21 protein-coding genes and 1 riboswitch are annotated in these 23,467 nt (G+C 30.0%); of the genes, 3 read left to right on the top strand and 18 right to left on the bottom strand.

The window, feature by feature from the left end:
- Nucleotides 1–271 precede the first annotated feature (271 nt).
- The 6 genes from ACZ5N4_RS07115 to ACZ5N4_RS07090 all read right to left on the bottom strand — a co-directional run bounded on the left by ACZ5N4_RS07115 (nucleotide 272) and on the right by ACZ5N4_RS07090 (nucleotide 7,883).
- Nucleotides 272–2,005, bottom strand: coding sequence for a M56 family metallopeptidase (locus tag ACZ5N4_RS07115; protein ID WP_464208454.1), 1,734 nt, complete (start codon nucleotides 2,003–2,005; stop codon nucleotides 272–274).
- Nucleotides 2,006–2,010: 5 nt separating this feature from the next.
- Complete coding sequence (locus tag ACZ5N4_RS07110) at nucleotides 2,011–2,394, bottom strand: BlaI/MecI/CopY family transcriptional regulator (RefSeq protein ID WP_464208452.1); 384 nt, start codon at nucleotides 2,392–2,394, stop codon at nucleotides 2,011–2,013.
- Nucleotides 2,395–2,586: 192 nt separating this feature from the next.
- On the bottom strand, nucleotides 2,587–4,545 hold the full coding sequence (locus ACZ5N4_RS07105) for a bifunctional metallophosphatase/5'-nucleotidase (protein ID WP_464208450.1): 1,959 nt from the start codon (nucleotides 4,543–4,545) through the stop codon (nucleotides 2,587–2,589).
- Between the two features lie 441 nt (nucleotides 4,546–4,986).
- On the bottom strand, nucleotides 4,987–5,697 hold the full coding sequence (locus tag ACZ5N4_RS07100) for a B3/B4 domain-containing protein (protein ID WP_464208448.1): 711 nt from the start codon (nucleotides 5,695–5,697) through the stop codon (nucleotides 4,987–4,989).
- Nucleotides 5,698–5,756: 59 nt separating this feature from the next.
- Complete coding sequence (locus tag ACZ5N4_RS07095) at nucleotides 5,757–6,752, bottom strand: ornithine cyclodeaminase family protein (protein WP_464208446.1); 996 nt, start codon at nucleotides 6,750–6,752, stop codon at nucleotides 5,757–5,759.
- A 9-nt stretch (nucleotides 6,753–6,761) separates the two neighbouring features.
- Entirely contained in the window at nucleotides 6,762–7,883 is a 1,122-nt protein-coding gene (locus ACZ5N4_RS07090) for an aminotransferase class I/II-fold pyridoxal phosphate-dependent enzyme (RefSeq protein WP_464208444.1), read from the bottom strand.
- A gap of 110 nt (nucleotides 7,884–7,993) precedes the next feature.
- On the opposite strand from ACZ5N4_RS07090, the gene ACZ5N4_RS07085 reads away from it, so the two are divergent.
- On the top strand, nucleotides 7,994–9,466 hold the full coding sequence (locus tag ACZ5N4_RS07085; RefSeq protein WP_464208442.1) for an aminotransferase-like domain-containing protein: 1,473 nt from the start codon (nucleotides 7,994–7,996) through the stop codon (nucleotides 9,464–9,466).
- Nucleotides 9,467–9,620: 154 nt separating this feature from the next.
- On the opposite strand, the gene ACZ5N4_RS07080 is transcribed toward ACZ5N4_RS07085, so the two are convergent.
- The 5 genes from ACZ5N4_RS07080 to ACZ5N4_RS07060 form a co-directional block, all read right to left on the bottom strand.
- A complete protein-coding gene (locus ACZ5N4_RS07080; protein WP_464208440.1) occupies nucleotides 9,621–10,322 on the bottom strand; it encodes a pirin family protein in 702 nt (233 codons plus the stop codon).
- Between the two features lie 281 nt (nucleotides 10,323–10,603).
- Nucleotides 10,604–10,912, bottom strand: a complete 309-nt coding sequence (locus tag ACZ5N4_RS07075) for a winged helix-turn-helix transcriptional regulator (RefSeq protein ID WP_464208438.1) — start codon at nucleotides 10,910–10,912, stop codon at nucleotides 10,604–10,606.
- A gap of 456 nt (nucleotides 10,913–11,368) precedes the next feature.
- A complete protein-coding gene (locus ACZ5N4_RS07070; protein WP_464208437.1) occupies nucleotides 11,369–12,625 on the bottom strand; it encodes a 4Fe-4S dicluster domain-containing protein in 1,257 nt (418 codons plus the stop codon).
- 28 nt (nucleotides 12,626–12,653) lie between these two features.
- Nucleotides 12,654–13,709, bottom strand: a complete 1,056-nt coding sequence (locus tag ACZ5N4_RS07065) for a hypothetical protein (protein ID WP_464208435.1) — start codon at nucleotides 13,707–13,709, stop codon at nucleotides 12,654–12,656.
- Between the two features lie 2 nt (nucleotides 13,710–13,711).
- A complete protein-coding gene (locus tag ACZ5N4_RS07060) occupies nucleotides 13,712–14,074 on the bottom strand; it encodes a BlaI/MecI/CopY family transcriptional regulator (protein WP_464208433.1) in 363 nt (120 codons plus the stop codon).
- 227 nt (nucleotides 14,075–14,301) lie between these two features.
- Between ACZ5N4_RS07060 and ACZ5N4_RS07055 the strand changes: the two genes are divergently transcribed.
- On the top strand, nucleotides 14,302–14,793 hold the full coding sequence (locus ACZ5N4_RS07055; RefSeq protein WP_464208431.1) for a GNAT family N-acetyltransferase: 492 nt from the start codon (nucleotides 14,302–14,304) through the stop codon (nucleotides 14,791–14,793).
- A gap of 34 nt (nucleotides 14,794–14,827) precedes the next feature.
- Nucleotides 14,828–15,130: a hypothetical protein gene (locus tag ACZ5N4_RS07050; RefSeq protein WP_178909884.1), complete on the top strand. Its 303-nt coding sequence runs from the start codon at nucleotides 14,828–14,830 to the stop codon at nucleotides 15,128–15,130.
- A gap of 213 nt (nucleotides 15,131–15,343) precedes the next feature.
- Here the strand turns inward: ACZ5N4_RS07050 and ACZ5N4_RS07045 are convergent, their stop codons facing one another.
- The 7 genes from ACZ5N4_RS07045 to ACZ5N4_RS07015 form a co-directional block, all read right to left on the bottom strand.
- Nucleotides 15,344–16,963, bottom strand: coding sequence for an alkaline phosphatase (locus ACZ5N4_RS07045; protein WP_464208429.1), 1,620 nt, complete (start codon nucleotides 16,961–16,963; stop codon nucleotides 15,344–15,346).
- A gap of 152 nt (nucleotides 16,964–17,115) precedes the next feature.
- A complete protein-coding gene (locus ACZ5N4_RS07040) occupies nucleotides 17,116–18,414 on the bottom strand; it encodes an amidohydrolase (protein ID WP_464208427.1) in 1,299 nt (432 codons plus the stop codon).
- Nucleotides 18,415–18,502: 88 nt separating this feature from the next.
- Nucleotides 18,503–18,598: riboswitch (purine riboswitch) on the bottom strand.
- A gap of 271 nt (nucleotides 18,599–18,869) precedes the next feature.
- Nucleotides 18,870–19,604 carry a DnaJ domain-containing protein gene (locus ACZ5N4_RS07035; protein ID WP_464208425.1) on the bottom strand — a complete coding sequence of 245 codons (735 nt, stop codon included), beginning with the start codon at nucleotides 19,602–19,604 and terminating at the stop codon, nucleotides 18,870–18,872.
- Between the two features lie 625 nt (nucleotides 19,605–20,229).
- On the bottom strand, nucleotides 20,230–20,625 hold the full coding sequence (locus ACZ5N4_RS07030) for a DUF4234 domain-containing protein (RefSeq protein ID WP_464208423.1): 396 nt from the start codon (nucleotides 20,623–20,625) through the stop codon (nucleotides 20,230–20,232).
- Nucleotides 20,625–20,954: a DUF2752 domain-containing protein gene (locus ACZ5N4_RS07025; protein ID WP_464210856.1), complete on the bottom strand. Its 330-nt coding sequence runs from the start codon at nucleotides 20,952–20,954 to the stop codon at nucleotides 20,625–20,627. Before ACZ5N4_RS07025 ends, ACZ5N4_RS07030 begins: the two co-directional genes overlap by 1 nt.
- Nucleotides 20,955–21,412: 458 nt before the next feature.
- Nucleotides 21,413–22,750: a histidine kinase dimerization/phospho-acceptor domain-containing protein gene (locus ACZ5N4_RS07020; RefSeq protein WP_464208421.1), complete on the bottom strand. Its 1,338-nt coding sequence runs from the start codon at nucleotides 22,748–22,750 to the stop codon at nucleotides 21,413–21,415.
- On the bottom strand, nucleotides 22,743–23,432 hold the full coding sequence (locus ACZ5N4_RS07015; protein ID WP_464210854.1) for a response regulator transcription factor: 690 nt from the start codon (nucleotides 23,430–23,432) through the stop codon (nucleotides 22,743–22,745). Before ACZ5N4_RS07015 ends, ACZ5N4_RS07020 begins: the two co-directional genes overlap by 8 nt.
- Nucleotides 23,433–23,467 lie beyond the last annotated feature (35 nt).

The following is a 23,467-nucleotide window of genomic DNA, read 5'->3' as shown; positions in this document are numbered from 1 at the left end:
TCTTAATATTAATTGGTTTATATGTAAATAATGACCATATATATTTTTGAAAGTTTTAAGTAATGATAGGTTATTAAAGTTATCCTAACACTTAACAATTCTAAGAGTTCTTTTATCCGATGACTTAGATAGAAAACAGCAGCTTAAGGGTTAAACAATAAGCTGCTGTTTTATAGATATTCAACTTCGGTGCTTGACTTAGTATCGGTATTCATAGGATAAGTCAATTATCGAAGTTGCATATTTATATATTGTGTTACTAAAGGATCTGTTAGTTAGACGAACCCTTTTGAATATTCTTTAATGTTAAAACGAGAGCATCTACATATTTTTCAACATCAGCATCGGTGGATTTATCGTTTCCAAGCTCAATAAATGCTGATTTGCTAGATAAATCTTGATTGAAATAGGACGACCCTTTGTCATAAAATACCGTATATGTTTCAATTTGCTTTGAGCTTTTAATATTTGCTGAAAGAAGGTCAGCAAATTTTTGGTTAGTTTCATAATGTGGACTGCTTTTAGCAAGTACAAATAGTATCTTATCATTATACTTATCACCTGCATCTCGATGTATATCTAAAAGAATTGTATTTGAATAATTTTTTACATTCTTTGTTATTAAGTCTCGTGTACTCTGATATGATTTTATATATTCTTTGGGTACTGGACAGGGGATAAACCGGCTTTTGATACCTTCCTTAACCAGTTTATCATTGATTAAAGCAGCTACATCTGTTACCTTTATACCAGATAGGTAAGCTTCATCAGGATGGCTATTGTAAATTACTATATCTGCTGAAAAGGGTTCTAAAGGCTTTGTGTTATCCTTTGGTAATGCTTTTATACTAGCTAATAAGTTCCCATCAGATGTGTTATTAACTGTACTTTTATTAGCTTCTGCTGATGCTTCTACTTGTGATGCTGCAGCTTTAGAACTATTTTTATATGAGTTTATGTTTACTGCAATGCCTAATCCCCCTATAATAATGATAATTATAACTCCTAATAATACACTCTTAATATTTATTTTCTTATACTTTGAAATCATAATAATCCTCCTCTTTATTTCCGAACTATTCATAACCATTGAAGTAGTACCGATAAGTCTCCTGCTATTTCCACCTAGCTCTAGTACTCTTATTATTGCATTTCCATATTGAAGGTTTTCACCTTCACTTAAACGTGAAATTACTTGACCATCACAGGAAAATTCACAGTCCTGTTTCATCTTATGAAAGCCATACAATAAGATTGGATTGAACCAGTAGATCACAGACAATGAAGTTATAACCCAATTTAAAATTATATCTTTGTTTTTCAAGTGAGATAGCTCGTGCATTATGATATACTTAAATTCTTCATCAGAAACATTATCTGCTATACTGACTGGGATTAATATCTTCGGTTTAATGAATCCACATAAAGAGGGAGTGCTTATTTTAGGAGAATATAATATTTCTAACTTAGTTGTTATGTTCATAGAATTCATGCAATTATATAGAATTTCTTTATGGGTGCTGTCTATATCTTTTATAGAAGCTCTAATAATTTCTCTAAGTCTTTTATGTCCTGCAGCTATTATTCCTATCAACAATACAACTCCAAATATCCATACAAAACATAATGCGTTCTCAATATTAACTTTGTTTTTTGAAGGTATGTTGATAGCTTTGCTAATTACATTTTGGTTTGAGGGCTGAAAAGTACTTATTGATACTAAAGTATCCAAATCAGTATTTTCAAGTTGTTGTGGCGATTTGATTTGTGTATCATTTACAGTATTCTGTAGATTAAATTTTTCATACATATTAGAAAGATTTAATGAGGTTTTTGGACCAAAGGGAACTATTAGTTTTATCAATAATATGATCCATATATAATAATGAAAGGTACAATTTAACTTATTTTTGAATATCCCTTTGATAATTAATATCATCAGTACAATTAGGCTGCCAATTAAAGATGAAAGTACAATGGTCTCGAAAATATTTATAAAATCCATATACATCAACCTTTCTTTTTATTTGATTGGTTTAATATGCTTTTTAGTTCTTCTATATCCCTTTCAGATATTTCTTTTGATTCAACAAAGGTCAATAACATAGATTTCATAGAGCCATTGAATACCCTATCTAGAAAGGATTGGCTTTCTAATTTTATACATTCATCTTCTGATATCAAAGGAAAATAAAAATATTCATTACCTGATTTATTAAATCCAATTACTTTTTTATTTAATAATCTGTTTATTAAACTTTTAACTGTAGCTGGTTTCCATTCACATTTATTCTTTAGTGCCTGTATAATGCTCACTGCTGTAATTTGGGGATTGTTCCATATTATTTTCATTACTTCCCATTCAGCATTTGATATCTTAGGAATTTTACACATTATTACCCTCCTCCGATTACAATTGTAATTTATAATTTAAGTTTACAACTGTAATCGGAAATAGTCAATATAATTTTTGTATTATTTTTACAATTTAGTTAATAAATTTCAAAAAACTTGCCCCTGAGATTGCTATTGGCAAATTCAATAGTATCAAAAATATATGCAAAAAACAGTTAAAATGAATGAGCATCATTTTAACTGTTTATAAATACCTCCATTTAATAATCTTATAATAATAAAAATAATTAAGCATCCTATAACCGTAACAACAGCATAAACTCCTAAGGCAATATTATTGGGATGACTAAGTAATGCATAACTACTTTTATTATTATCAACAATCTTTCTGCCTTGAAGATTATTGTAATAATCAGGAATCCTTGAAACACCCTCTACCTTCTCAAAGGACTTAAGATATTCTGCAATTGCTGTCCATTCCTTTACTTCATTATTATGACCACTAACATTATCATTAATAATATGAGCTTCAAAATCAGTGATAGGCTTACCATCTTTAGTTTTAGGAACAATTTTTAATAATCCAAAAGACTTTTGTCCTACAACTGAAAGCATCTGAGCAGAATATAAACCTGCTACAACACGATATAATTTTTTGTCATCTATTTTCTCATATGTACCATCTGATTTTTGTAGTACGGCATTTGTAACTCTATTAAAAATCATTTTATTAGGATTAAATGTATAGCTAATACCTGACATATAGAGTTGTGCACCGCTCATTATTGGTGAAATAGATGCATCTACCTCACAGACTGTCTTTAATTCTTTGCCAGTTAGATAAGCGGAAGTTAAAGGATAACCTGCAATGCCATCCTTACCTATTCCTAAAGAACTTACAGCAAAAACATCCGCTACAGTAATGTCACCTTTTACAAATGACTCTCGTATTGTACCTGATGGCACAATAGCAACATCAACTGGATCATAATTTAAACCTTCTGCTTTCCGTACAGCATACCTATAAGCATCACTAATAAGGTTTCCCAAAGGTTCTTCTCCATGTTTACTGCCTATTTCTGATAAAGCTGTAAAATTAAAATCCGTTTTTGCCAGCACTTCATCAAATTTCAATCCAAAATTATTTAAATACTCTTCCTGTACTAAACTTTTAAAACCTCTTATTTTATTGGAAATATTAGTATCCTCTACTAGACTTGAATCTATTTGCTTAAGATTATAACTATCAAGTTTCCAGTGTTTTTTTTCATTTTGTGAAATTTTCATAACACCTAAATTTTCAGCATATTCTCCACATGAAGCAATTATAGTGTTTCCAACCACAATAGGCTCTGTTAATTTTGAGTGAGTATGTCCACTTATTATAACATCAATTTCTGGAACCTTTTTTGCTAATATTTCATCTTCAGATTTTGATTTATCTTTGTCTATACCAGAATGTGATAGACAAATAATAAGGTCTACCTTTTCTTTTTCTTTTAAGATATTAACTACTCTTTTGGCATTTTTAGCGGCATCAGTAAACTTAACTTCAGACATAGGTGCATTGGAAGCTGAATCTTTTCCCATCAAACCAAAAACACCAATCTTGATGCCATTACGTTCTATTACAGTATAATCTTTTACACCATACTCCTTAGCAGCTTCTTTCAAATTTGAAAGTGATTCAGTTAAATTTCCATCCTTGTCTTTTGGAAATGTCATGTTAGCCTGCACAATTTGTGGTAACTTATCACCACTTTTAATTGCAGCCTTTAAGCTTTTAGTAAGTCCTTCCGCTCTAAAATCGAATTCATGATTTCCAAGAGTTGTAACATCATAACCCAGCTCCCCTAGCATTCTAAGTTGAGGAGCATCGCTAGCATATATGGATTGAAAAAGTGTTCCCATAGAAAAATCTCCTGCATCTATTAATATAGAGTTAGGATCTTTTTTCTTTTCGGCATCTATAGCACTTTTCAACTGTGCATATCCACCTAACTGCAAAATCTTGTCATTTTGTTTAACCTTAGAAGGAAGAAAATGATCGTGCATATCATGAGTAAAAAGTATGGTCAAGTTTTTTTCATTTTCTTCTGCAAAAACTTTAATTGCATTAGAGGGTTGTATAATTGTAATTACAAGTCCTATAGAAATTATTCTCAAAAATTTCTCTAAATGATTTTTCAAAATATACCTCCATATATATTTAACTATTAATATTTTTTACTTAATAACTTTAGCTCTGCAAAATAAAAATCTAGATTGGTAATACTTCCAATAATAAATGTAGCATACTTCACCTTACTCTGTTATATAAAACAAAAACCAAATTTTACATTAAAACCTACTCTTTCTATTTTACCTTATTGCTACTTTCAAATCACTATTAATATATTACTGTTAATATTTTTAATTTGAGCTATACATAAGTTTTTTCAAGCCGTTCCGAGCATTTTTTAAAGGTCAAAAAATAAAAAATTCCTATATAATAACAAAAGCCTTAATCACCACTTTATTGGCAATTAAGGCTCATTAATCAATCATATAATCTTTTAAATTCTGTGATGTTAATTAATATATAATTTCTATGTTTACAAAAAGTCTATTCTACTTATGATAGGACTCTATTTATTTAGTTAATAAAATCTCTTTGTGTGCCTTATTTAATATTTGTATCTTGCTTGCTCCACCAAGATCTTTGTTTACCAAATCTGATAATTTTTTTAAGGCTTTTTCAAAATCTTCCTGTCTACTCTCATCAATAAGTTCAATACATAGGAATGCATTCTTTGTATTCTCAGTAAGCATGGTTCTAACTGACTCCCTCCAATTAAAACATCTGCATATCGCTCCATCATCATCCTTGTATACTATTTCTCCTTCATAAGGTGGATTATTTTCATCGCTTCCCAGCGCAATAAATTCTTCATTCCCTTTTGCTTTTGTTAATCTAATATCCCCTGCAAATTTATCAATATCTTCTCCTCCACATGGAAATCCATAACTAAGAGATATAGAGTTATAGATATCAACTAATGGATTTATATTTCCTATATGATTACCATTATGCACTCTTTTTAATAATGCTTCAATTGATGACCTAGCACCTTTCTTGGTTTTAAATTTTTTATAGGCATCTCTCCATATTTGAATTACATTATTGCTGCTAAACTCCTCTTTATTTAAATGAGTTTGAGCTTTTTTCTCTGCTTGCAGCAGCAGTTCTTTAAACTTTTCTACATCTCCTATGGAGTTATCTATATCTTCACAAATTACTACACCTATTTTCGCTTCCGGGAAAACTTCCCAAAATTCATCTTCAACTATAAATTTTTTCATATCAATTCCTCCATATGTCTTGTATAAAATTATAAATGCTATTTATATTTTGCTAATAATCAAGCCTCTGTAAACAAATTTATTCTTGTTCCAATATTTAAAGACAATGCTTTTTTATAGATTAAAGTAGCCAAAGTATTATCTTGAATGCCCATACCAGTTGAATCAAAGATAGTAATTTCAGAAGGGTTTATTCTTCCTTCTTTATTACCTAAAAGTACTTCACCTAATTCTGCATATATGTCTGAAATTTTAATATCCTCTGATTCAATTGGGTTCTGTGTTTCGCCACGTTCAATACATTGAGCTTTTGAATCAACATAAATTTTAGCACGGCTAAATATTTTAGGATCAATTTCTTGTTTGCCTTTCATATCGGCTCCAATGGCAATTATATGAGTACCGTCCTTTATCCATTCATCTTTAACAATCATATTTTTGCTAGGTGTAACAGTTACAATAATATCTGCGCCGACTACAGCATCTTTTGCAGTTTCACATGTCTCAACAATTAAATTAAGTGATTTAGAGACTTCCTCCTTATATGCTTTCAGTAATTTAGTATTAGTATCCCACACTTTTACAGATTCAATATCAATTACTTCACGTATGGCTTTAAGTTCCATACGTGCTTGATTTCCCGCTCCAATAATAGCTACTTTTTTAGAATCCTTTCTTGCTAAAAGACGAGCAGATAATCCACCAGCAGCTCCAGTTCTATATCCGGTAATTAAGCTGCCATCCATTATACATAGTGGATAACCTGTAATTCCATCAAGTAGCTGAATTGTAGCTAATAGCGTTGGTAAATTATGTTGCTTTGGATTATCCCAATAGCCAGATGCACATTTAATACTAATAATCTTTTGAGATTTTGAATAACAAGTCTTTATATCAAGTTCTCCGTTATGTTCAGTATCATCAATTGACACAATAGGTGGTTGAATAACCTTATTGCTGCTATATTCTATATATGCTTGTTCAACAGAAGTAATTGCATCTTTCATGTTTAATAGTTTGCTTACATCTTGCTTTAATAAAATAAGAGTTTCCATTTTGATCACCTAAACATATTTCTTTTCTTGTAAATATTCTTCAAATTTTAAAAGACTTTCTTCAAAATTTGCTCTTCCATATCCCATTCTGAAGTATTGCCCTTTAAAAGCATATATACTTGATGGTAGTAAAAGTACACCTTTTTCTGCAACAAGAGTTTCGCAGAAATCATGGATTGGCATTTGTATATTCATTTTATGAAAGGCTACTGGCCCTGCCATTGGTCTGTTATATTTAAAAAGGCTTGAATGTTTACTAAAGAATTTATCAGATATTTTAAGGTTTGATTCAATTATACTTCTATTCTTGTTAAGAATTTCATCGCTATGTTTAAGAGCAATCATGGAAAGATATTCAGATGGACCACTTGTACAAATACTTGTGTAATGCTTCATTTTTATCATTTTTTCAATAATCTCATGATCTTTTGTAGCAATCCATCCAAGTCTTAACCCTGCTAAACCATATGCCTTAGACATAACGCCAAGAGATATACCTTTTTCATAGCAATCTGCAAAACATGGACGCTTTATTCCGTCTAATTCAACACCTTTATAAACTTCATCACAGAAAACATATAAATCATATCTTCTTGCTATTTCAACTATTTTTTCAATCTCTTCTTTTTTTAAAGTGTAACCAGTCGGATTATTAGGACTATTTAAGCATATAAGTTTAGTATTTGGTTTTATCATGCTTTCCAGTTTATCTATATCAATTGCCCAACCATCATTAGCTTGTTCCATTGTCCATCTTGAAACTTCACATCCTATTGAATTTGCAACTTCAAATAATGATTGATAAATCGGAAATTGGCATACTACATGATCATCTTTTTCTAATAGGACGTTCATAAAATTGAATATTGGCTCTTGAGCTCCTACATGAACAATAATTTCTTCAGCACTAATTGTTGTATATAAATTTGATATAGTTTCTCTAAAATATGGACTTCCAGCTACTTCAGTATATCCAAGCGATTCATTTAAAAATTCTTCTTCAGCACCTGGTTCATAAGCAAGCAATTCTTTTATACTCATTGAAGCACAGTCTGATTGTGTAAGTAAATATGGTGCAGAAAACTCATGTTTTCCAAAAAATACTTCTAATTTAAAATCTCTTAATTTCATTTTTCCACCATTCCTTTCTTGAATTTATAATAATAATACAATATAATGGCTTTAAATTATCCAACCAAAAAAAATTTATCATCCATCCAAATTATTTAAAGGAGTAGTTTATGAATACTAAATTAAATAAAAAAGTTATAATAGACTGGAAACCAGATAAAAATTCAGATATTACTTTAACAAAGCAAATAATTGGATACCTTAAAGAACGTATTGCAAAAGGCGATTGGTTAGTTGGTCAAAAGCTTCCATCTCAACGTAAAATGGCCGAATTATTTGAAGTAAACAGAAGCACAATAGTTGAGTCTCTATCTGAACTCGCATCACTTGGTATTATTGACTCATCCTTTGGTAAAGGCACAACTATAATAAATAATACATGGTCACTTCTTATTGCGAGCAGTACGCCGGATTGGAAAAATTATATAGAACATGGAATACATAGGCCCAATAATCCAACAATACAGGCTATCAATAAATTTGAATTTATTCAACCAATGATTCGTCTTGGAACAGGAGAAATGTCACCAAACCAATTTCCTCATGATATGATGGCTGATGTTATTAAAAGAGTATCTGATAAGAATATTTCTTATAATTATTTAGAGTCACTTGGTCTTTATGAACTTAGAGTTGAATTATGTAAGTATCTTAAAAAGTTTAATTTACAGGTAGAACCATCTCAAGTTTTAATAGTATCAGGATCACTTCAAGCTCTACAGCTTATTTCACTCAGTATACTAGGACCAAAATCTGTTGTTTTTGTAGAAGACCCATCATATATTAAATCATTGAGAGTTTTTGACTTTTCAGGTATTACAATGAGAAATGTTCCAATGGATAAAGATGGTCTAATGCCTTGGACGATTGATGATACTATATTGGAAAAGGGAAAATCTATATTATATACAATTCCTACATTTCATAATCCAACAGGAATTACTATGAGTGAAAATAGGCGAAGTGAATTACTTAGGTGGTGTAAATTAAATCAACTGCCAATCATTGAGGATGATGTTTATAGGGAATTGTATTTTGATGATGCTCCTCCCTTTCCGATTAAAACAATAGATACCACAGGAAACGTACTTTACCTTGGAAGTGTATCTAAATCACTAGCACCAGGCTTTAGAATTGGATGGGTAATAGGACCTGAATCTATTGTTGAACGTCTTGGAGACATAAAAATGCAAACTGACTATGGTGCAAGTTCTTTATCTCAATGGGTAATGACAGAGTGGTTTCATAGCGGACTATATGATATGCATATTCAGACATTTAGAAAGCAACTAAAGGAAAGATGTTCTTTTATGCTTCATTTACTTGATTTATATTTTTCTGATATTGCAACTTGGAATATTCCTAAAGGCGGTTTTTATATATGGCTGAAGTTAAATAAGTCTTTATCTATAGAAAAGGTTTTTAATCAAGCACTTAAAGAGAATGTATTAATTAATCCTGGTTATATATATAGTTTTAGGAAAAATAATTGTATCCGTCTTTCTTATTCTTATGCATCAAATCAAGATATGGAAGAAGGATTAAAAAAACTTTCTGTAATTATTAAAAGAATGATAAATTAAAGGATCACCCTGACAATCATCAGAGTGATCCTAGCTAAAGGTGCAGTATTAATGATATTTAATATTTAAGTAATCTTATCTTCTGCAATCATTTTATCATTAAAAAAAATTAATATATCCGTGTTCAATATCATTTAATATGATTTAAAAACTATTAGTCTTGTTTATTCATTTCTAAAATTAAAATATGAGAAGTTTCCTTTGCTTTAATTAAAATATCTTCTTCAACTATTTCCATTCCATCTCTATTAGCTAATTCAATATTATTTATTATTGAATTTCCTTCTATTTGAACTAAATATGCCTGTCTTCCTTCCTTTACTTGAAAGTCAATCTCTTTATCTTTTTCAAGTTCTAAGGAATAAATATTCATATCCTGATTTATTTTTATCGGTGCATTCCCATCTTTGCTTGAAACCATATGAAGCCATTTATTACGTCTATCATCCCAGTTAAATCTATAGTCTCCATAGTTTCGTTTATACCCTTGTTTATCAGGGAAAATCCATATTTGTAAGAATCTTAATATATCTTTTCCTAGATTATGCTCACTATGAAACACTCCTGTTCCTGCACTCATGTACTGAACATGACCACGTGTTATAGTATTTTTATTTCCCATACTGTCTCCATGTGTAAGCTCACCATTAACTACGTAGGATATTATCTCCATATCTCTATGAGGGTGAGTATCGAATCCAGTACCAGCCTCAACTAAATCATCATTTATTACTCTTAAAACTCCAAAGTTTATATTATCTGGATTGTAATATTCAGCAAAGGAAAAGTGAAATTTACTTCTTAACCAACCAAGATTGCTACTACCCATATTTTTGCTTTCTATCTTTCTTAACATTCTACATCTCTCCTCTTAATTATTTTTTACAATTTTAACTTAAAGTTTAAATAAAATTCACTACAAAAATAATTTCATTTACTTGTATATATTTATTTACGAAACTTATTTTACCAACTTACTTTTAGTAACAAAATTTAAATTAATTATTACATATGAATTACAATTAGTCAAGAGATTTCTTAATAATTATTTAGAGTTACTCTTAACCTTACATCTTTTATATAGATAAAAAATAAAGAACCTTCTAAGATTGATAGAAAGTTCTTCATATTATTTATTTAGCTCCATTTTTCTGCCCATTTTTGAATTTCATCCATAACAACTTGTAGTTCATGTCCTTTTTCTGTAAGTTCATACTCTATACGAACAGGGGTTTCTGGATAAACCTTTCTATTAACAATTCCTTCCTTCTCCAGCTCCTTGAATCTCTCTGTAAGGATACGAGCACTCATATTCGGAATTGCCTCTGCTATATCAGAAAATCGCTTTTGTCCACTTAATAATGTTCTTATAATTAATCCAGTCCATCTCTTTCCTAATAATTCAAAAGCATTTTCAAACTTTGGACACATATGATATTTTTCCATATACAGTCACCACCTATTACTATTATATCATACTCGCTTAACAAAAGTAAGTTACTTATCATATTATATCAACATAAGGATTAATTATAGTTTTATTTGCAAAAATATAGAAATATGTTGGAAAAGACATAGTCTATGCTCCCTTCATTCCTGATAATTTATTATATAATCTTCTGAAGTTTACACAGACTATTTTACACTCTTTATTTATATTTTGTGGAGATATTTTTTTATTTACTTCGGAATATTCCTTTTATCTGTATCAAGGACTTACTTCACATCTGTAAGTCCACCAATACTTATCACAAAAAACCTCCGTTACTTGTGGTACGGTTCATTATTCATTATTTTAAATTGTATTTAATATTTAGCTGCTTTTAGGTATCACTATTTTAAAAGGTATTAGCGCACTAATTTCAGGAATAGAAAATATAGTGCATATTTTAAATTTTATTCCTAATAATTTTTACTTAATAATTTATCTAAGTATATTGATTTCATTTGTTTGCTTGCCATAGCTCGCTTAATAGGCGGAAGCTTTAAAATGGCTGATAAAACCGCTGCCATAGCTCTATGACTAAACAATGCCTTATTATCGAAAATAAGCTCTTGAAGCTGACCTTTTTCAATAGCTTGCAGCACTATCCTGTGAGTTGTATTAGCTGGAGTTATTATTTCCTTTTCTCTATGCTTAAGATATATGCTTTTTTTATGACAATTTCTAACACATATGCCACAGCCAAGGCATATATTTTCATCAACTTTGGCTTTTTTAGATAGAGGATCAACCTTTATAGCATCTATTGGACATGCCCTTGAACATTTACCGCAGCCTATACAGCTATCCTCTACAACTTGTGGCAGAAATGCAGTAGTCTGAATAGGATTTAAGTATCCAAATTGTTTAATTGCCTGCATACCTTCACAGCAGCAACCACAACAGTTGCAAAGAAATACTGATCCATCCCTAACATTCTCGCCACATTGTACTAAATTATAATCATATGCTATATTTAATATTTCCAAACCTTCAGCTGCCTCTATTGCTCTACCATAGCCATGTTTACTTAGGGTATATGCACTGTCTCCAAAGGTTAAACAAACATCCATCGGAGCACTGCAAGCTTTCCCTAGATGCTCCATCTTATGTCTGCAAAAGCACATACTCGCAGTTATAAATTTGGCATTTTTAATTACATTACTAGCCCTATCATAATCCATTATCTCTAGTTGATTTTGATTTGAAAGAACACCCTCCTGTACAAAAACTTTTCCAAACCTTGTTTCAGTGCCCAAAAATAAATCTTTAATAAAGTCCTCTTCTACATTTAAATATTGAAAATAAAGTTCAGATAAAGTTTTTTGATCAATATCATCTCTAGTTCTCATAAGAGAAAATTCAAAAAAACCAATCATTGGAGGCGGAAGGCAATATCCTTTTTTCTCATCATAATCAACATCTAGAAGTATAGCTCTTGAAGCAAGTTTTTGGAGAATGTTTTCAGTTTGAACTTCATCCATTTTCCAAATATGACTTGCGGTTTTAACTGTAAAGGGCTTAATAGGGAGCATTGCTACAAGTTCAGCTTCCTTTTCAGTAAAGAGCATACTTAATATCTTATATAAGGTTTTTGACGGTGGTGCTCCCTGTGGAAATCTATTAATTCTTTCCTCTAACCTCTTATAGGCTTCTCTATTTGAAATATGTGACACATTCTCACAGCCCTTCTCTAAATTATTACTATGTCAGTTGAATTATTTTGCCTTTTTTTCTTATTGATATGCCTGTTTGCCCATTTGCTTTTAGGTGTTTAGCTAAATTATCTTCATTTAGTTTAATTATATCTTCATAATCGTGGTAACCCAGAATTTTATCTGAAAGTCCTCGTATTTTTTTCCCTGATACAGGCATAGTGCAAAAGGCTTTAATTGATGGAGCACACTCATCACCATCCTTAGCCTGTTCATATTTATCTAATTTATAAGTACCATCTGCATTTTTAATGTAAGTTATTGCAACAGGAGTTATGGCGCCTGTTTGATCATTTATTGTTTTATCAAAAAGCTGATAGGTGGACGCATAAGTGGTAACAAATATTTTCAGCTTATTTCCTTCTTCATATTTTCCATGAATATGAGGTGCTACAACAAGAAAAGTTCTGTCATTTTTTATATTTTGATTCTTCTCCATTTCAGTTTCATATACCAACTTTTCAATAGGGTCAGTGCCACTATAAGAAAAATCAGGCAGTCTAGTTTCTTTTTTTATTTTCAACTTTGAATACCATTCCGTAGGCAATAATTTTTCATCTTCTACATTAGTTCTTTGCCCTAATTGAGCTATACAAAGTCTCATAATAATCTGACCACGCAAATCATTTTTAACATTTCCATTTTTAAATTGTAACAACATATAATTTAGTGCATCGTCTCCACCATATTTTAATATATCTCGATACTCTTTTATATGAGCCTCAATATAGTCATCTGGATTGGAGGATGTTTGTGGCGAGGATAAAATAACCTTTAAATTTTCCTCTACTAAAAGTGACGGTTCCTTTTTAGGTGGAACAGAAGCATTTTTAGAATTTGGAACTTCTCCTCCTGACCCTTTCTGTAGTTTTTCACTTTCTGAAATTATCCCTGAGGTCTCAGCTTTTTTATTAATTGGATTAGAAACAAGTCCTATGCCTATAACAATAATTGTAACCACACCTAAAATTAAGATCCAGAAAGCCGGCTTTTTATATTTCAATACGTTTTTTATACGACTTTTTGTATTATTCTCTTGCTCCATCACTACTCCTCCTTATAGCTATCAATAAGCTTCTTCAATTCCTCAGCATCAGTCTTTAACAGCTTTTTACCACTCATAAAGCTTGCAATAAATTGAGGCAGTGATCCACCAAAGGTTTTTTCTAAAAACTGCTCACTCTCAAATTTCTGCACTTGTTCTCTTTTTATAATAGCAGTAACAATGGAGTCTTGATTCCTTAATATTTCTCTCTGGCATAGCTTTTTTAAGACTGTATAAGTTGTAGATTTCTTCCATCCAAGCTTTTCGTTGCAAAGCTTTACAAGCTCTCCTGAGCCTACTGGCTCATTTTCCCAAACAATATTTGCAAAACGGTATTCACTTTCGCAAAGATTAAATTTATCCATAATATTCTCCCTTTGGTCTATAATTACAAACTAACTTATTAACAGTCTATTACTATAGACCAATTATGTCAAGTTCTGGTAGGCAAATTTATTTACCGAATCTATAGTAACAGTCCTTCTTTTAAAGCTGAAATTAGATGTATAAATCCCAACCCTTAGTCATTTTTACATAATTCTTAAAATTATGATATACTATAATCACTATTAAATGGGGGGTAAAGAGAATAATGAGGGAAAAAGTATACTTAGAAAAATTTACTGCTGAGGATTTTGATAAATATTATAAATTAGTTGGCAGCGAAGAGGTAATGGCAATGATTACTGAACGAGCAATTCCTTTAGATGAAGCGAGAGGAAATTATAATTCGCTTTTGGATAACAATGAATTGCACAAATCCTTTGGCAGCTTTAAAGTAACCGAATTAAAAACTAATAATTTTATTGGTTTAGCTAAATTGAAGGTTGAAGAAATGAATTCTAAAGAAGCAGAACTTGGATATATGTTATTGCCTGAGTATTGGGGTAAGGGAATTGGTAATGAAGTTGCTCGACTTCTGGTTAAGAAAGCAAAGGAAGAAAAGCAACTAAACAGAATTACTGCGATTATAGACCCTAACAATATTCCTTCTCGAAAAATTTTGATTAATAATGGATTTGCCTCAGATAAAATATGTGAAATAGATGGCTTACCAGGAGAAATATTAAGCATGAAAATATAGAAACCAGCACTACTATAAAGAGGGGATAGAAGTTATGAAGCAAATTACATTAGATGATGTTTTTAAAATACTAGATAATATAAAAAATTCCAATTTGGTAGCTATAGTAAACGCATATGAGCTTGACACAGTTTACTGTATTGACCAGTTTGATTATGAGTTGTTAGATGAGCCTCATGGAAGAACACTTAGGCTAATAAGTAAAAATGGTGAAAGAAATTACTATGACTTTCATGGAATTTATATTAGTTTAAAGAATATTGATAAGATTTCAATTACAGAGGATACAATTTATATATACTTACAGAATCAATTAGTAAAACTAAAGTTTAAATAAACTATATTAATTTAAGAAAAATGTTACGTATTTAATTCTAATATAGGCAAATAAAAAAGACTTGTGATAACTTTAGCCACAAGTCTTTTCGTTAAAAATTAAAATCCTATTTCATACCTAACATCATAGAAATACAATTTGCCAATTCTTTTCCATACATACCACACATATGAATGCATTGAGCTAAAGTTTGATATATTTTTTAGAAACTAACTACTTTATGAGCTCTACAGCCTGCTTTGATACATAAGAGCTATCAATACTATAACCATCCTTAGTCTTATTGCATACCGTTACGCCTTCAAGCTTGATTTCTTTTCCATTTAACTTTGCTATATTAGTGTAACCAAGGAGTTCAAGTGTTTTGTTTCCCTTTGTTACCTTAATCACTGGATTATCTGTATCTGAAGCATCTATTGTTGCCTTTGCTCCAGCCTCCTGGAAGGCCTCCTTTGCATTTACAAATAGCTTCTTAGTTGTCTGGTCAAGATTAAGTCCCAAAACTCTCGCCATATATTTTCCTACGTCAGTGTTCTCAACTACACCTTGAAGTTTTTCAACACCAACTGGAGCATAGTTAAATAAAGCTACATCTCCACCTACGTGTCCTCCATAAGCCCAGCATATATTGGCTCTATTGCTCACTACCTTATTAACAGAACCTTTCTTGATAAGTTCCATTTCATCATTCGTAAGGTTCTCTATACCATAATAATCCTTCAAAACCTTTTTAATTTTTACATCATCTGCTCCATTTAATAACTCCTTTGCCAAGTCTAAAGAGGCTTTTGCCGATTTAAGATTATCGATACTTTCCTTAAAAGTTACACTTGAGTAATTACTATTTATACCGCCTACAGTAGGTCCGCCAGTGCCATGGTCAGCAGAAGACACTACAACAGTATTACCATCTTTCTTGGCAAAATCCAATGCCACCTTTACAGCTTCATCAAAAGCTACAATATCTCCAGCAAGTCCAGTAGGATCATTAGCATGAGCTGCCCAATCTACTTTACTTCCTTCTACCAAAAGAACAAAGCCATCATTATCCTTTGATAATACTTCTATAGCTTTCTTAGTCATTTCTGCAAGACTCGGTTGGTCTGAATTAGTAGTTTTACGATCAATATCATATTTTAAATCCTTTGGTGCAAATGCTCCCCATAGTTTTGGAGAACTCGATTTCATCATTCCTTCTTTAGTAGTTACATAGTTATAACCAAGACTCTTTATTGTCTCTCTTAAATCCTTTCCATCTTTTCTTTTTCCATCAGCAGCTGGTGTAAAAAATACATCTCCTCCACCCAGCATTACATCCATACCATTATAAATCTGCTGTTTCATAAGTGAATTATAATTGTTTCTGTCTGGATCATGAGCAGTAAAATCTGCAGGAGTTGCATGCATCATTTCGCAAGTAACAACTGCACCTGTAGCTTTTCCTTCTAATTTAGCAGCCTCAAGCAAGGTTGCTGCTGGCCTATCATCAGGTAATACTCCAACGTGCTTATCATCAGTTTTATAACCTATTGAATAAGCAGTTCCACCTGGTGCAGAGTCAGTTATAGGTCCATTATCCCAATATGTTCTTGTAAGACCTACTGCTATCTCATCCATTGCAAGTGGTTTACCCCCATTGTACCACCTAGCTATAGTTATAGCCTCTATACTAGTACCATCCGGTATAAGCATAATAACATTTTTAGCCGTACCATTATTTTTCGCTTGTACACTATTATTGGAGCTAAAAGACATTTGCCCCAAAATCATTAGCATGGCACATAGAAGTGCAATAACTGATTTCTTCATCTTAACTTGATGAAGCTTGAACATAAGCAGTCCCCCCTTAAATATCTTGTACACTAATTTATATGCCGCCATATTATTAATAATTACGTTGATAAAATCCTAACTTATTAGAACCAATAAATTGAAAGTAACAAGATATCAGGGCTATAAAGTACAAATCGTAAAACTCTTTCTTTTTATAGTTGATTTATCATTTTTAATTTTTCATTTTTTATCCTATTTACATTATAATAAACTTTTTCCATATCTATATTTGTAAAAATTCCATCTTTATATACTATATTTCCATCTATTATAGTAAGACATATATCATCTGATTGTGCAGAATAAATTAAATTTGCTAAAACATCATGTACAGGTTGCATATGAGGTTTGTCAAAATCGTAAATTACAATGTCTGCTCTATTTCCCACCTTTATTGATCCACAATCTTTTCTACCTTGAGCTCTAGCACCATTTAAAGAAGAAATTTTCATAATTTCTTTTGTACTTAACAATAATGGATCTTGATTAATTCCTTTATGTAATAAAGCCGCAAGATTAACCTCTTCTATCATATTTAAATTATTATTACTTGCTGCACCATCTGTTCCAATAGTTACATTTATTTCATGTTCCAACATAGATTTTAAAGGAGCTATCCCACTTCCAAGTTTTAAATTACTGCTTGGACAATGAGCTACTGTAACATTATTTTCTTTAAGTATATCAAAATCATCCTCTTCAAGATGAACACAATGTGCTGCTATTGTATTACTTTTGAAAGTTCCGCAATTTAAAAAATATTCTACTGGAGTCACACCAAACCTTTTTTTACATTCTTTTATTTCCAGTTCTGTTTCAGATAAATGAATATGCATATTCATATCCGTGCCATTACAATATTTAGAAATTTTTCTAACTGAATCTTCACAAGAAGTATATACAGCATGGATTGAAACATCAGCTTTGATTCTGTCAGTATTAATATTTTTTATATACTCATTTAACATTGTTGTTTCTTTATAAGCATTTCCATTAAAATAATCTTTTCTGCCTTCAATATCAGCATAACCATATGACAGATTAGCTTTAATTCCTGTTTCATAAATAGCTTTTGATATTCCTTCTAAATTGAAATACATATCATTAAAAGACACTACTCCACTTTTAAGCATTTCTGAAATTCCTAATAACGATCCATAATAGCAGTCTTCATCTGTAAGAAATGATTCAAATGGCCATATTTTTTCACTTAACCACCTATCGAGTGGTAGGCCTTCCCCATATCCTCTGATTAAAGTCATTGATACATGACAATGTGTATTAATGAATCCTGGAGCTGCAACCTTATTCTTTCCATCATAAATATAACCAGTATAATTTTCAGGCATTTCTTTACCTATATAACTTATTATATTTTCTTCTATAACTATATTAGTATCTTTTATAACATCATAATTTTCATCTATTAGTGTAATATTTTTAATTAACATAAAATCCTCCTATTTTACTATTTTTCTTAAATAATAACACTTTTAATTCACACAAAAAACTACCATAATAGTTGATTATAAGTTAACTCCATCAAAAGAATTAACTTATAATCAACTATTATGGTAGTTGGTAGAAACGTTCAACCAATTATGAACTTATATAAGTCAAATTTAACTATATTGAAATTTAAATTAATTATACATTATATACATATCTTTTTCAAATTCATCTTTTATATTTTTAATCATCTTAAATTAACATAATAATTATTACATAATTTGTACTTATATATTATTCAAAATGTATTCTCTTTTTAATAATTGCTTATAAAAACAAAAAAACTCTCCATCCTCCCCTTTAAATGCATATATCTTCCTTGAACAATATGGCTGCAAATAAACTTAAGATAGCTTCATTATAATCACTTAACTTTTGTGACTTCTTTATAAATATTCTAAAAAACAAAATCTTTTAATACATTATTTAATTTTTTAAAAACTTTTAACACAAACCTTAAGACATATGGTAAAAAGAATGATGATAATAACACTAAAGCAGCCAAAATTAATATATTATAATTTATAGCTTGTCCTAATTTAACCTGATATAAGTGTATCGCTCCTACAGATATAGCCCCAACAATTAATAATTTAGATGCTATCCATGAAACTACATTTATAATCTGGCATAATAATATTATTACTGATAATATCGCTATTAATGGTAAAGCTAATATCTTAAATGGCAACATAAGCAAATCAAATACTTGTTTAGTATTACTTTTTTGACTTTTAACCGATTTTTGTTTTCTAGCATTTTCTTCTTTATTATCATTCAATTTATTTTTCTTATCTTTGTTTTTTGAAACTTCTTTTGGAGTAAAATCATTCTTTTTTGTACTAGCACTTCTTCCTTTGCTTATAGAATTTTTACTTTTATTATTACCCCCTAGTTCTCTTTCTACTTCTTGTGGTTGCATAATTAATGTTTGATTTTTATCCATTAGTGGACTTTCCTCTAAACTGTTTAAAGCTTCATATGCCTGATGAAACAACTTCAAAAATTCATTAAGTCGTTTTTCATTAACTACTTCTTTTTTAATTTTTTCTACTTGCTTTTCATAAGCTTCTTTTATTTCTTCTTTTGATGCATTTTTTTCTACACCTAATACTTTATAATAATCTGTCATCTCTTCTCTCCATTTAAAACCAATTAGTTAATATTCTTATTTTAATTTTTACCTTATTACTTCTTAAAATATTATACTGAAATTTAAAATTAATTTAAAGTATTGCCTTCATATAATCTTCTTACAAGTTTACTTTTACACTGCTAAATTATATAAATTCTAGTTATCTAAGTTTCGTACAAACAAAACTTAAGTAGTTCCCATATTGTAGTTTCCAAAAAATAAATAATGGATAACACCAAGCCTTGAATTATAATTTTCTTACCACAGAAAAACTTGCTCTAAACATGTTTAATATGGATACAGTTCTAGATCAACCACAAATTAATGAGCTAATTAGACGGAAAGTATACCTTATATCAGTTACGGTTCACTCTGAACAATTCTAAACTTATACATAGGGAAAAACCCTCGATTAATTAAATTAGTGGAGGGTTTCATTGGTGGAGTTATATTAATAAAATTTCACATAGGTAATAAACATGATACTATAGACAAAATGGTTACATAATTAATTTCCTTATTAAATAGATAAAAAATGACTAATGAATCCGGTACATTAGCCATTTACAATAATTTAATTCTTATTATTTTAAAGTTAAAACCTATTTTTAAAAAATGGTTATTATTGAACTTTATGTGCATTATATGCGAATGCTATTGCATTTGTATTCTTAATTAGAATATGCATTGCAACAAAAGGACCTATTCCGCATAAAAAAACACCAAATATCATCCACATAAGTACTGATGTTCCATTTTCAGAAAAATGCAAATTATAACGCGGCGCATTCTCAGCTAACCTATTACCAATATTATAATACCAGAACCATGCATAAATCCCGCATGTAATTATAGATAATAAAATAAATCTTAAAAGTCCACCTGTTTTCTTTCCATCTCCATTACACATTATATTAACATCTTCAGCTAACTTATAAATAAACCAGTAACTATATATTCCTAAAGTTAAAATACTAAATAATATGTATTTTCCAAGTCCTCTATTTGTATTAATCATTAAAGTCCCCCACCTTGTAAAAATTTAAAAAGTCTGTATATAAAACCTTTTTCAATATTTATATTAATAACAATACCATCCGGATTTAAAAGTCTATATATGTATATTGTTATAAATAACGCTATTCCAATAACTATTATACAATTAAACATTTTATGTGATATTTTATCTCTAATTAAAAATAGAAAGAAATAAATTAAGGGCAAAAAAAATAATGGATGATAGTAAAATGCCCCTTTAATATCTAAATGAACTAAACAAATCCATGCCCTAGTCATTCCACAACCAGCACATGAAATGCCAGTTAAAAATTTAACAGGACATCCAATGCCAATTATATCAAAAAAAAATATAGTAAGACCATAGCAAGTCCAAATTTAATATATTCATTAGTCCTTATATTTTTCATATAATTATATCCATTCAAAATCTAATTTGTGACTTTTTCCGCCTAATTATATCATATTTTTAATTATATTACAATATTTTATATTTTTTTCTATTTTATTACCACTTAACTGGTTATGATACTACATCATTCTATCTATATCATGTAAAACTAATGATAAATTTAAAAATTCTACATTTTTCACATTTTTTATCAACATATAATCTAGGCATTGATGTAATAAATATAAAAACTTAGTTCTCTCTATAAATCATAATACTCATTTGGTGGAACTACTCTCACTTGTGAAAAAACAAAACCACCTGTAGGCAGCTATTTAAGCCACTTACAGGCGGTCGTAGATATGTATGGTGGAGGCGAATCTTATTGAACCTCCCGCTAAAAAACTCCTAGATTTTCACCAAAGATAGCTAAGCTAATCTGGACAGCAAAGGTATTTTCCGTTTTTGTAATAACAATTTCCCCCTTATGCCTTTGTATAATTTTTTCACAGGTTTTCATACCAATTCCTGTGCTGCTTACTGTTTTTAAATTATTATTTATTTGATTTTCAATATGAACAAATAGCAATTGATTTTTAATATAGTATTTAATTTTAACTGGCTTGGATTTATCCGCATATTTAGTGATGTTAGAGAAAATATTATCAAAAACTCTGCGTATCGAAATTAAATTTACTTCTATAAGAAAAGGCATGTTACAAGAATTAATTTGAAAATCAAACCCCTTATCTTCCAATATAAAAATTTGTTCTCCAAGTAGTTGATCTAAAAGTTCATTTCCATCAAAGGTCTCTAATTCTAAATCTTCATCACTAGTATTAAACACCGTAAAGTATTGAAATAACTTATCAGAAAGACATTTGATTTGATATGCCTTTTCTCTACTATTATGAATATACTGTCTCAAATTCTCATCGGTCTTATATTTTTTGTATTCTATAATATCTAAATATCCTACTAATACTGTGAGAGGTGTTCTTAAATCATGTGACATTGCTGTAATCAGCTCGCTATTTGCTAACCTTGCTTTATCTTCACTTTCCAATCTTACTATAAAGGATTTTCTCATCTCATTAATGCCTTGAGCCAAAGAAGAAAGTTCATCATTCCCTTTAATGGTAATTTCATGAGTTAAATTGCCACCTTCAAGTATTTTTATTTCACTCTCAAGCATTCCAATGTAGGTTGTTTTTCTTTTTATGAAAAATAACATAATTGTTATAAAGCAAAAAAAGGAAATTGTAATGCCAAAAAAGCTTACAATATAATAATACTTGTACTCAAAAAAGCATTCCATATACATTTTTGCATTCGTATCAGTAAATGCAATATCATAAAGGTTTTTGCTTGGCAAAATTATTGGACTTTCCTGATATTCTTCATAACCGATAGTTGAATTGTTCCTATTAGAATCGTAAACTAACTTATTGTCCTTATAGATATAAAGATTTACGTATTTCTCTTTACGAACCCATTTTGTTATTTCATCATGATCATTTATTGTCAAATTGTTATCTAATACATATCTTCTAAAATCGGATATGGCTTGATTTTTTTGGTTGTCCATAAAAGATATTTTATTAAAATGATTATCTAATATACTTTCCCCTATTGTTTGTAATAGAAAGAACATAGCAACAGATATAGCAAATGAAAATATTAGGCATAGAATTAATTTAATCTCTAGTTTGGTGCATAAAAAGTTCTTATTCAATCCTATACCCCTTTCCCCATACTGTTTTTATATATTTAGGGTTCTCTGGGTCCTTTTCCAATTTTCTTCTCAGGTTTCTTATATGTACCATAATCGTATTATTACAGGAATAAAAATAAGGTTCCTTCCAAACACTTTCATATAAATTTTGTGCTGAAAATACTTTTTTTCGATGCTGTGCCATTAACAGCAAGATGTTATACTCAATATCTGTCAGTGTAACTTCTTTCTCATCTATTGATACTTCTTTTGAAGTTGTATTTATTGTTAATCCATTTATATTAATAAGATCCGTTGACTCAATTCTATCCTTTCCTTTGTATACATAATACCTTCTAAGCAGCGCTTTAACTCTTGAAACTAATTCGGTATATGAAAAAGGCTTTGATAGATAATCATCACTTCCCACAGAAAATCCCATGCACTTATCCGAATCTTGAGTTTTAGCAGTTAAAAACAAAATAGGAGCACTTGTTTTTTCACGAATTTCTACGCATGCTTTAAATCCAGATTTTCTAGGCATCATTATATCAAGTATGATTAAATCTATGCTTTCATCAACTTTAATTACAGCATCTTCACCATCTACAGCTTCTATTACATTATAGCTCTCACTCTCTAATAAAACGCGGACTATTTCTCTTATCTCCTCGTTATCATCCGCTATCAAAATATTCTTCATTGTACTCATTAAATCTCCCTCCATTTTATTACTAG

This window comes from Clostridium nitrophenolicum, assembly GCF_055391695.1.
Note: the sequence above shows the minus strand (reverse complement) of the source record. Positions and strands in the feature narration are given on the sequence as shown.

Coding starts and splice junctions, on each gene's coding strand:
- ACZ5N4_RS07035 (WP_464208425.1), bottom strand. CDS start 19,604: ATGACAGATTATTATAAAGTATTAGGTGTAGAAAAAAATGCATCAAAA.
- ACZ5N4_RS07015 (WP_464210854.1), bottom strand. CDS start 23,432: ATGAAGAATATTTTGATAGCGGATGATAACGAGGAGATAAGAGAAATA.
- ACZ5N4_RS07040 (WP_464208427.1), bottom strand. CDS start 18,414: ATGTTAATTAAAAATATTACACTAATAGATGAAAATTATGATGTTATA.
- ACZ5N4_RS07090 (WP_464208444.1), bottom strand. CDS start 7,883: ATGAAATTAAGAGATTTTAAATTAGAAGTATTTTTTGGAAAACATGAG.
- ACZ5N4_RS07110 (WP_464208452.1), bottom strand. CDS start 2,394: ATGTGTAAAATTCCTAAGATATCAAATGCTGAATGGGAAGTAATGAAA.
- ACZ5N4_RS07115 (WP_464208454.1), bottom strand. CDS start 2,005: ATGGATTTTATAAATATTTTCGAGACCATTGTACTTTCATCTTTAATT.
- ACZ5N4_RS07085 (WP_464208442.1), top strand. CDS start 7,994: ATGAATACTAAATTAAATAAAAAAGTTATAATAGACTGGAAACCAGAT.
- ACZ5N4_RS07095 (WP_464208446.1), bottom strand. CDS start 6,752: ATGGAAACTCTTATTTTATTAAAGCAAGATGTAAGCAAACTATTAAAC.
- ACZ5N4_RS07080 (WP_464208440.1), bottom strand. CDS start 10,322: ATGTTAAGAAAGATAGAAAGCAAAAATATGGGTAGTAGCAATCTTGGT.
- ACZ5N4_RS07060 (WP_464208433.1), bottom strand. CDS start 14,074: ATGGATAAATTTAATCTTTGCGAAAGTGAATACCGTTTTGCAAATATT.
- ACZ5N4_RS07075 (WP_464208438.1), bottom strand. CDS start 10,912: ATGGAAAAATATCATATGTGTCCAAAGTTTGAAAATGCTTTTGAATTA.
- ACZ5N4_RS07030 (WP_464208423.1), bottom strand. CDS start 20,625: ATGATTAATACAAATAGAGGACTTGGAAAATACATATTATTTAGTATT.
- ACZ5N4_RS07100 (WP_464208448.1), bottom strand. CDS start 5,697: ATGAAAAAATTTATAGTTGAAGATGAATTTTGGGAAGTTTTCCCGGAA.
- ACZ5N4_RS07055 (WP_464208431.1), top strand. CDS start 14,302: ATGAGGGAAAAAGTATACTTAGAAAAATTTACTGCTGAGGATTTTGAT.
- ACZ5N4_RS07050 (WP_178909884.1), top strand. CDS start 14,828: ATGAAGCAAATTACATTAGATGATGTTTTTAAAATACTAGATAATATA.
- ACZ5N4_RS07045 (WP_464208429.1), bottom strand. CDS start 16,963: ATGTTCAAGCTTCATCAAGTTAAGATGAAGAAATCAGTTATTGCACTT.
- ACZ5N4_RS07065 (WP_464208435.1), bottom strand. CDS start 13,709: ATGGAGCAAGAGAATAATACAAAAAGTCGTATAAAAAACGTATTGAAA.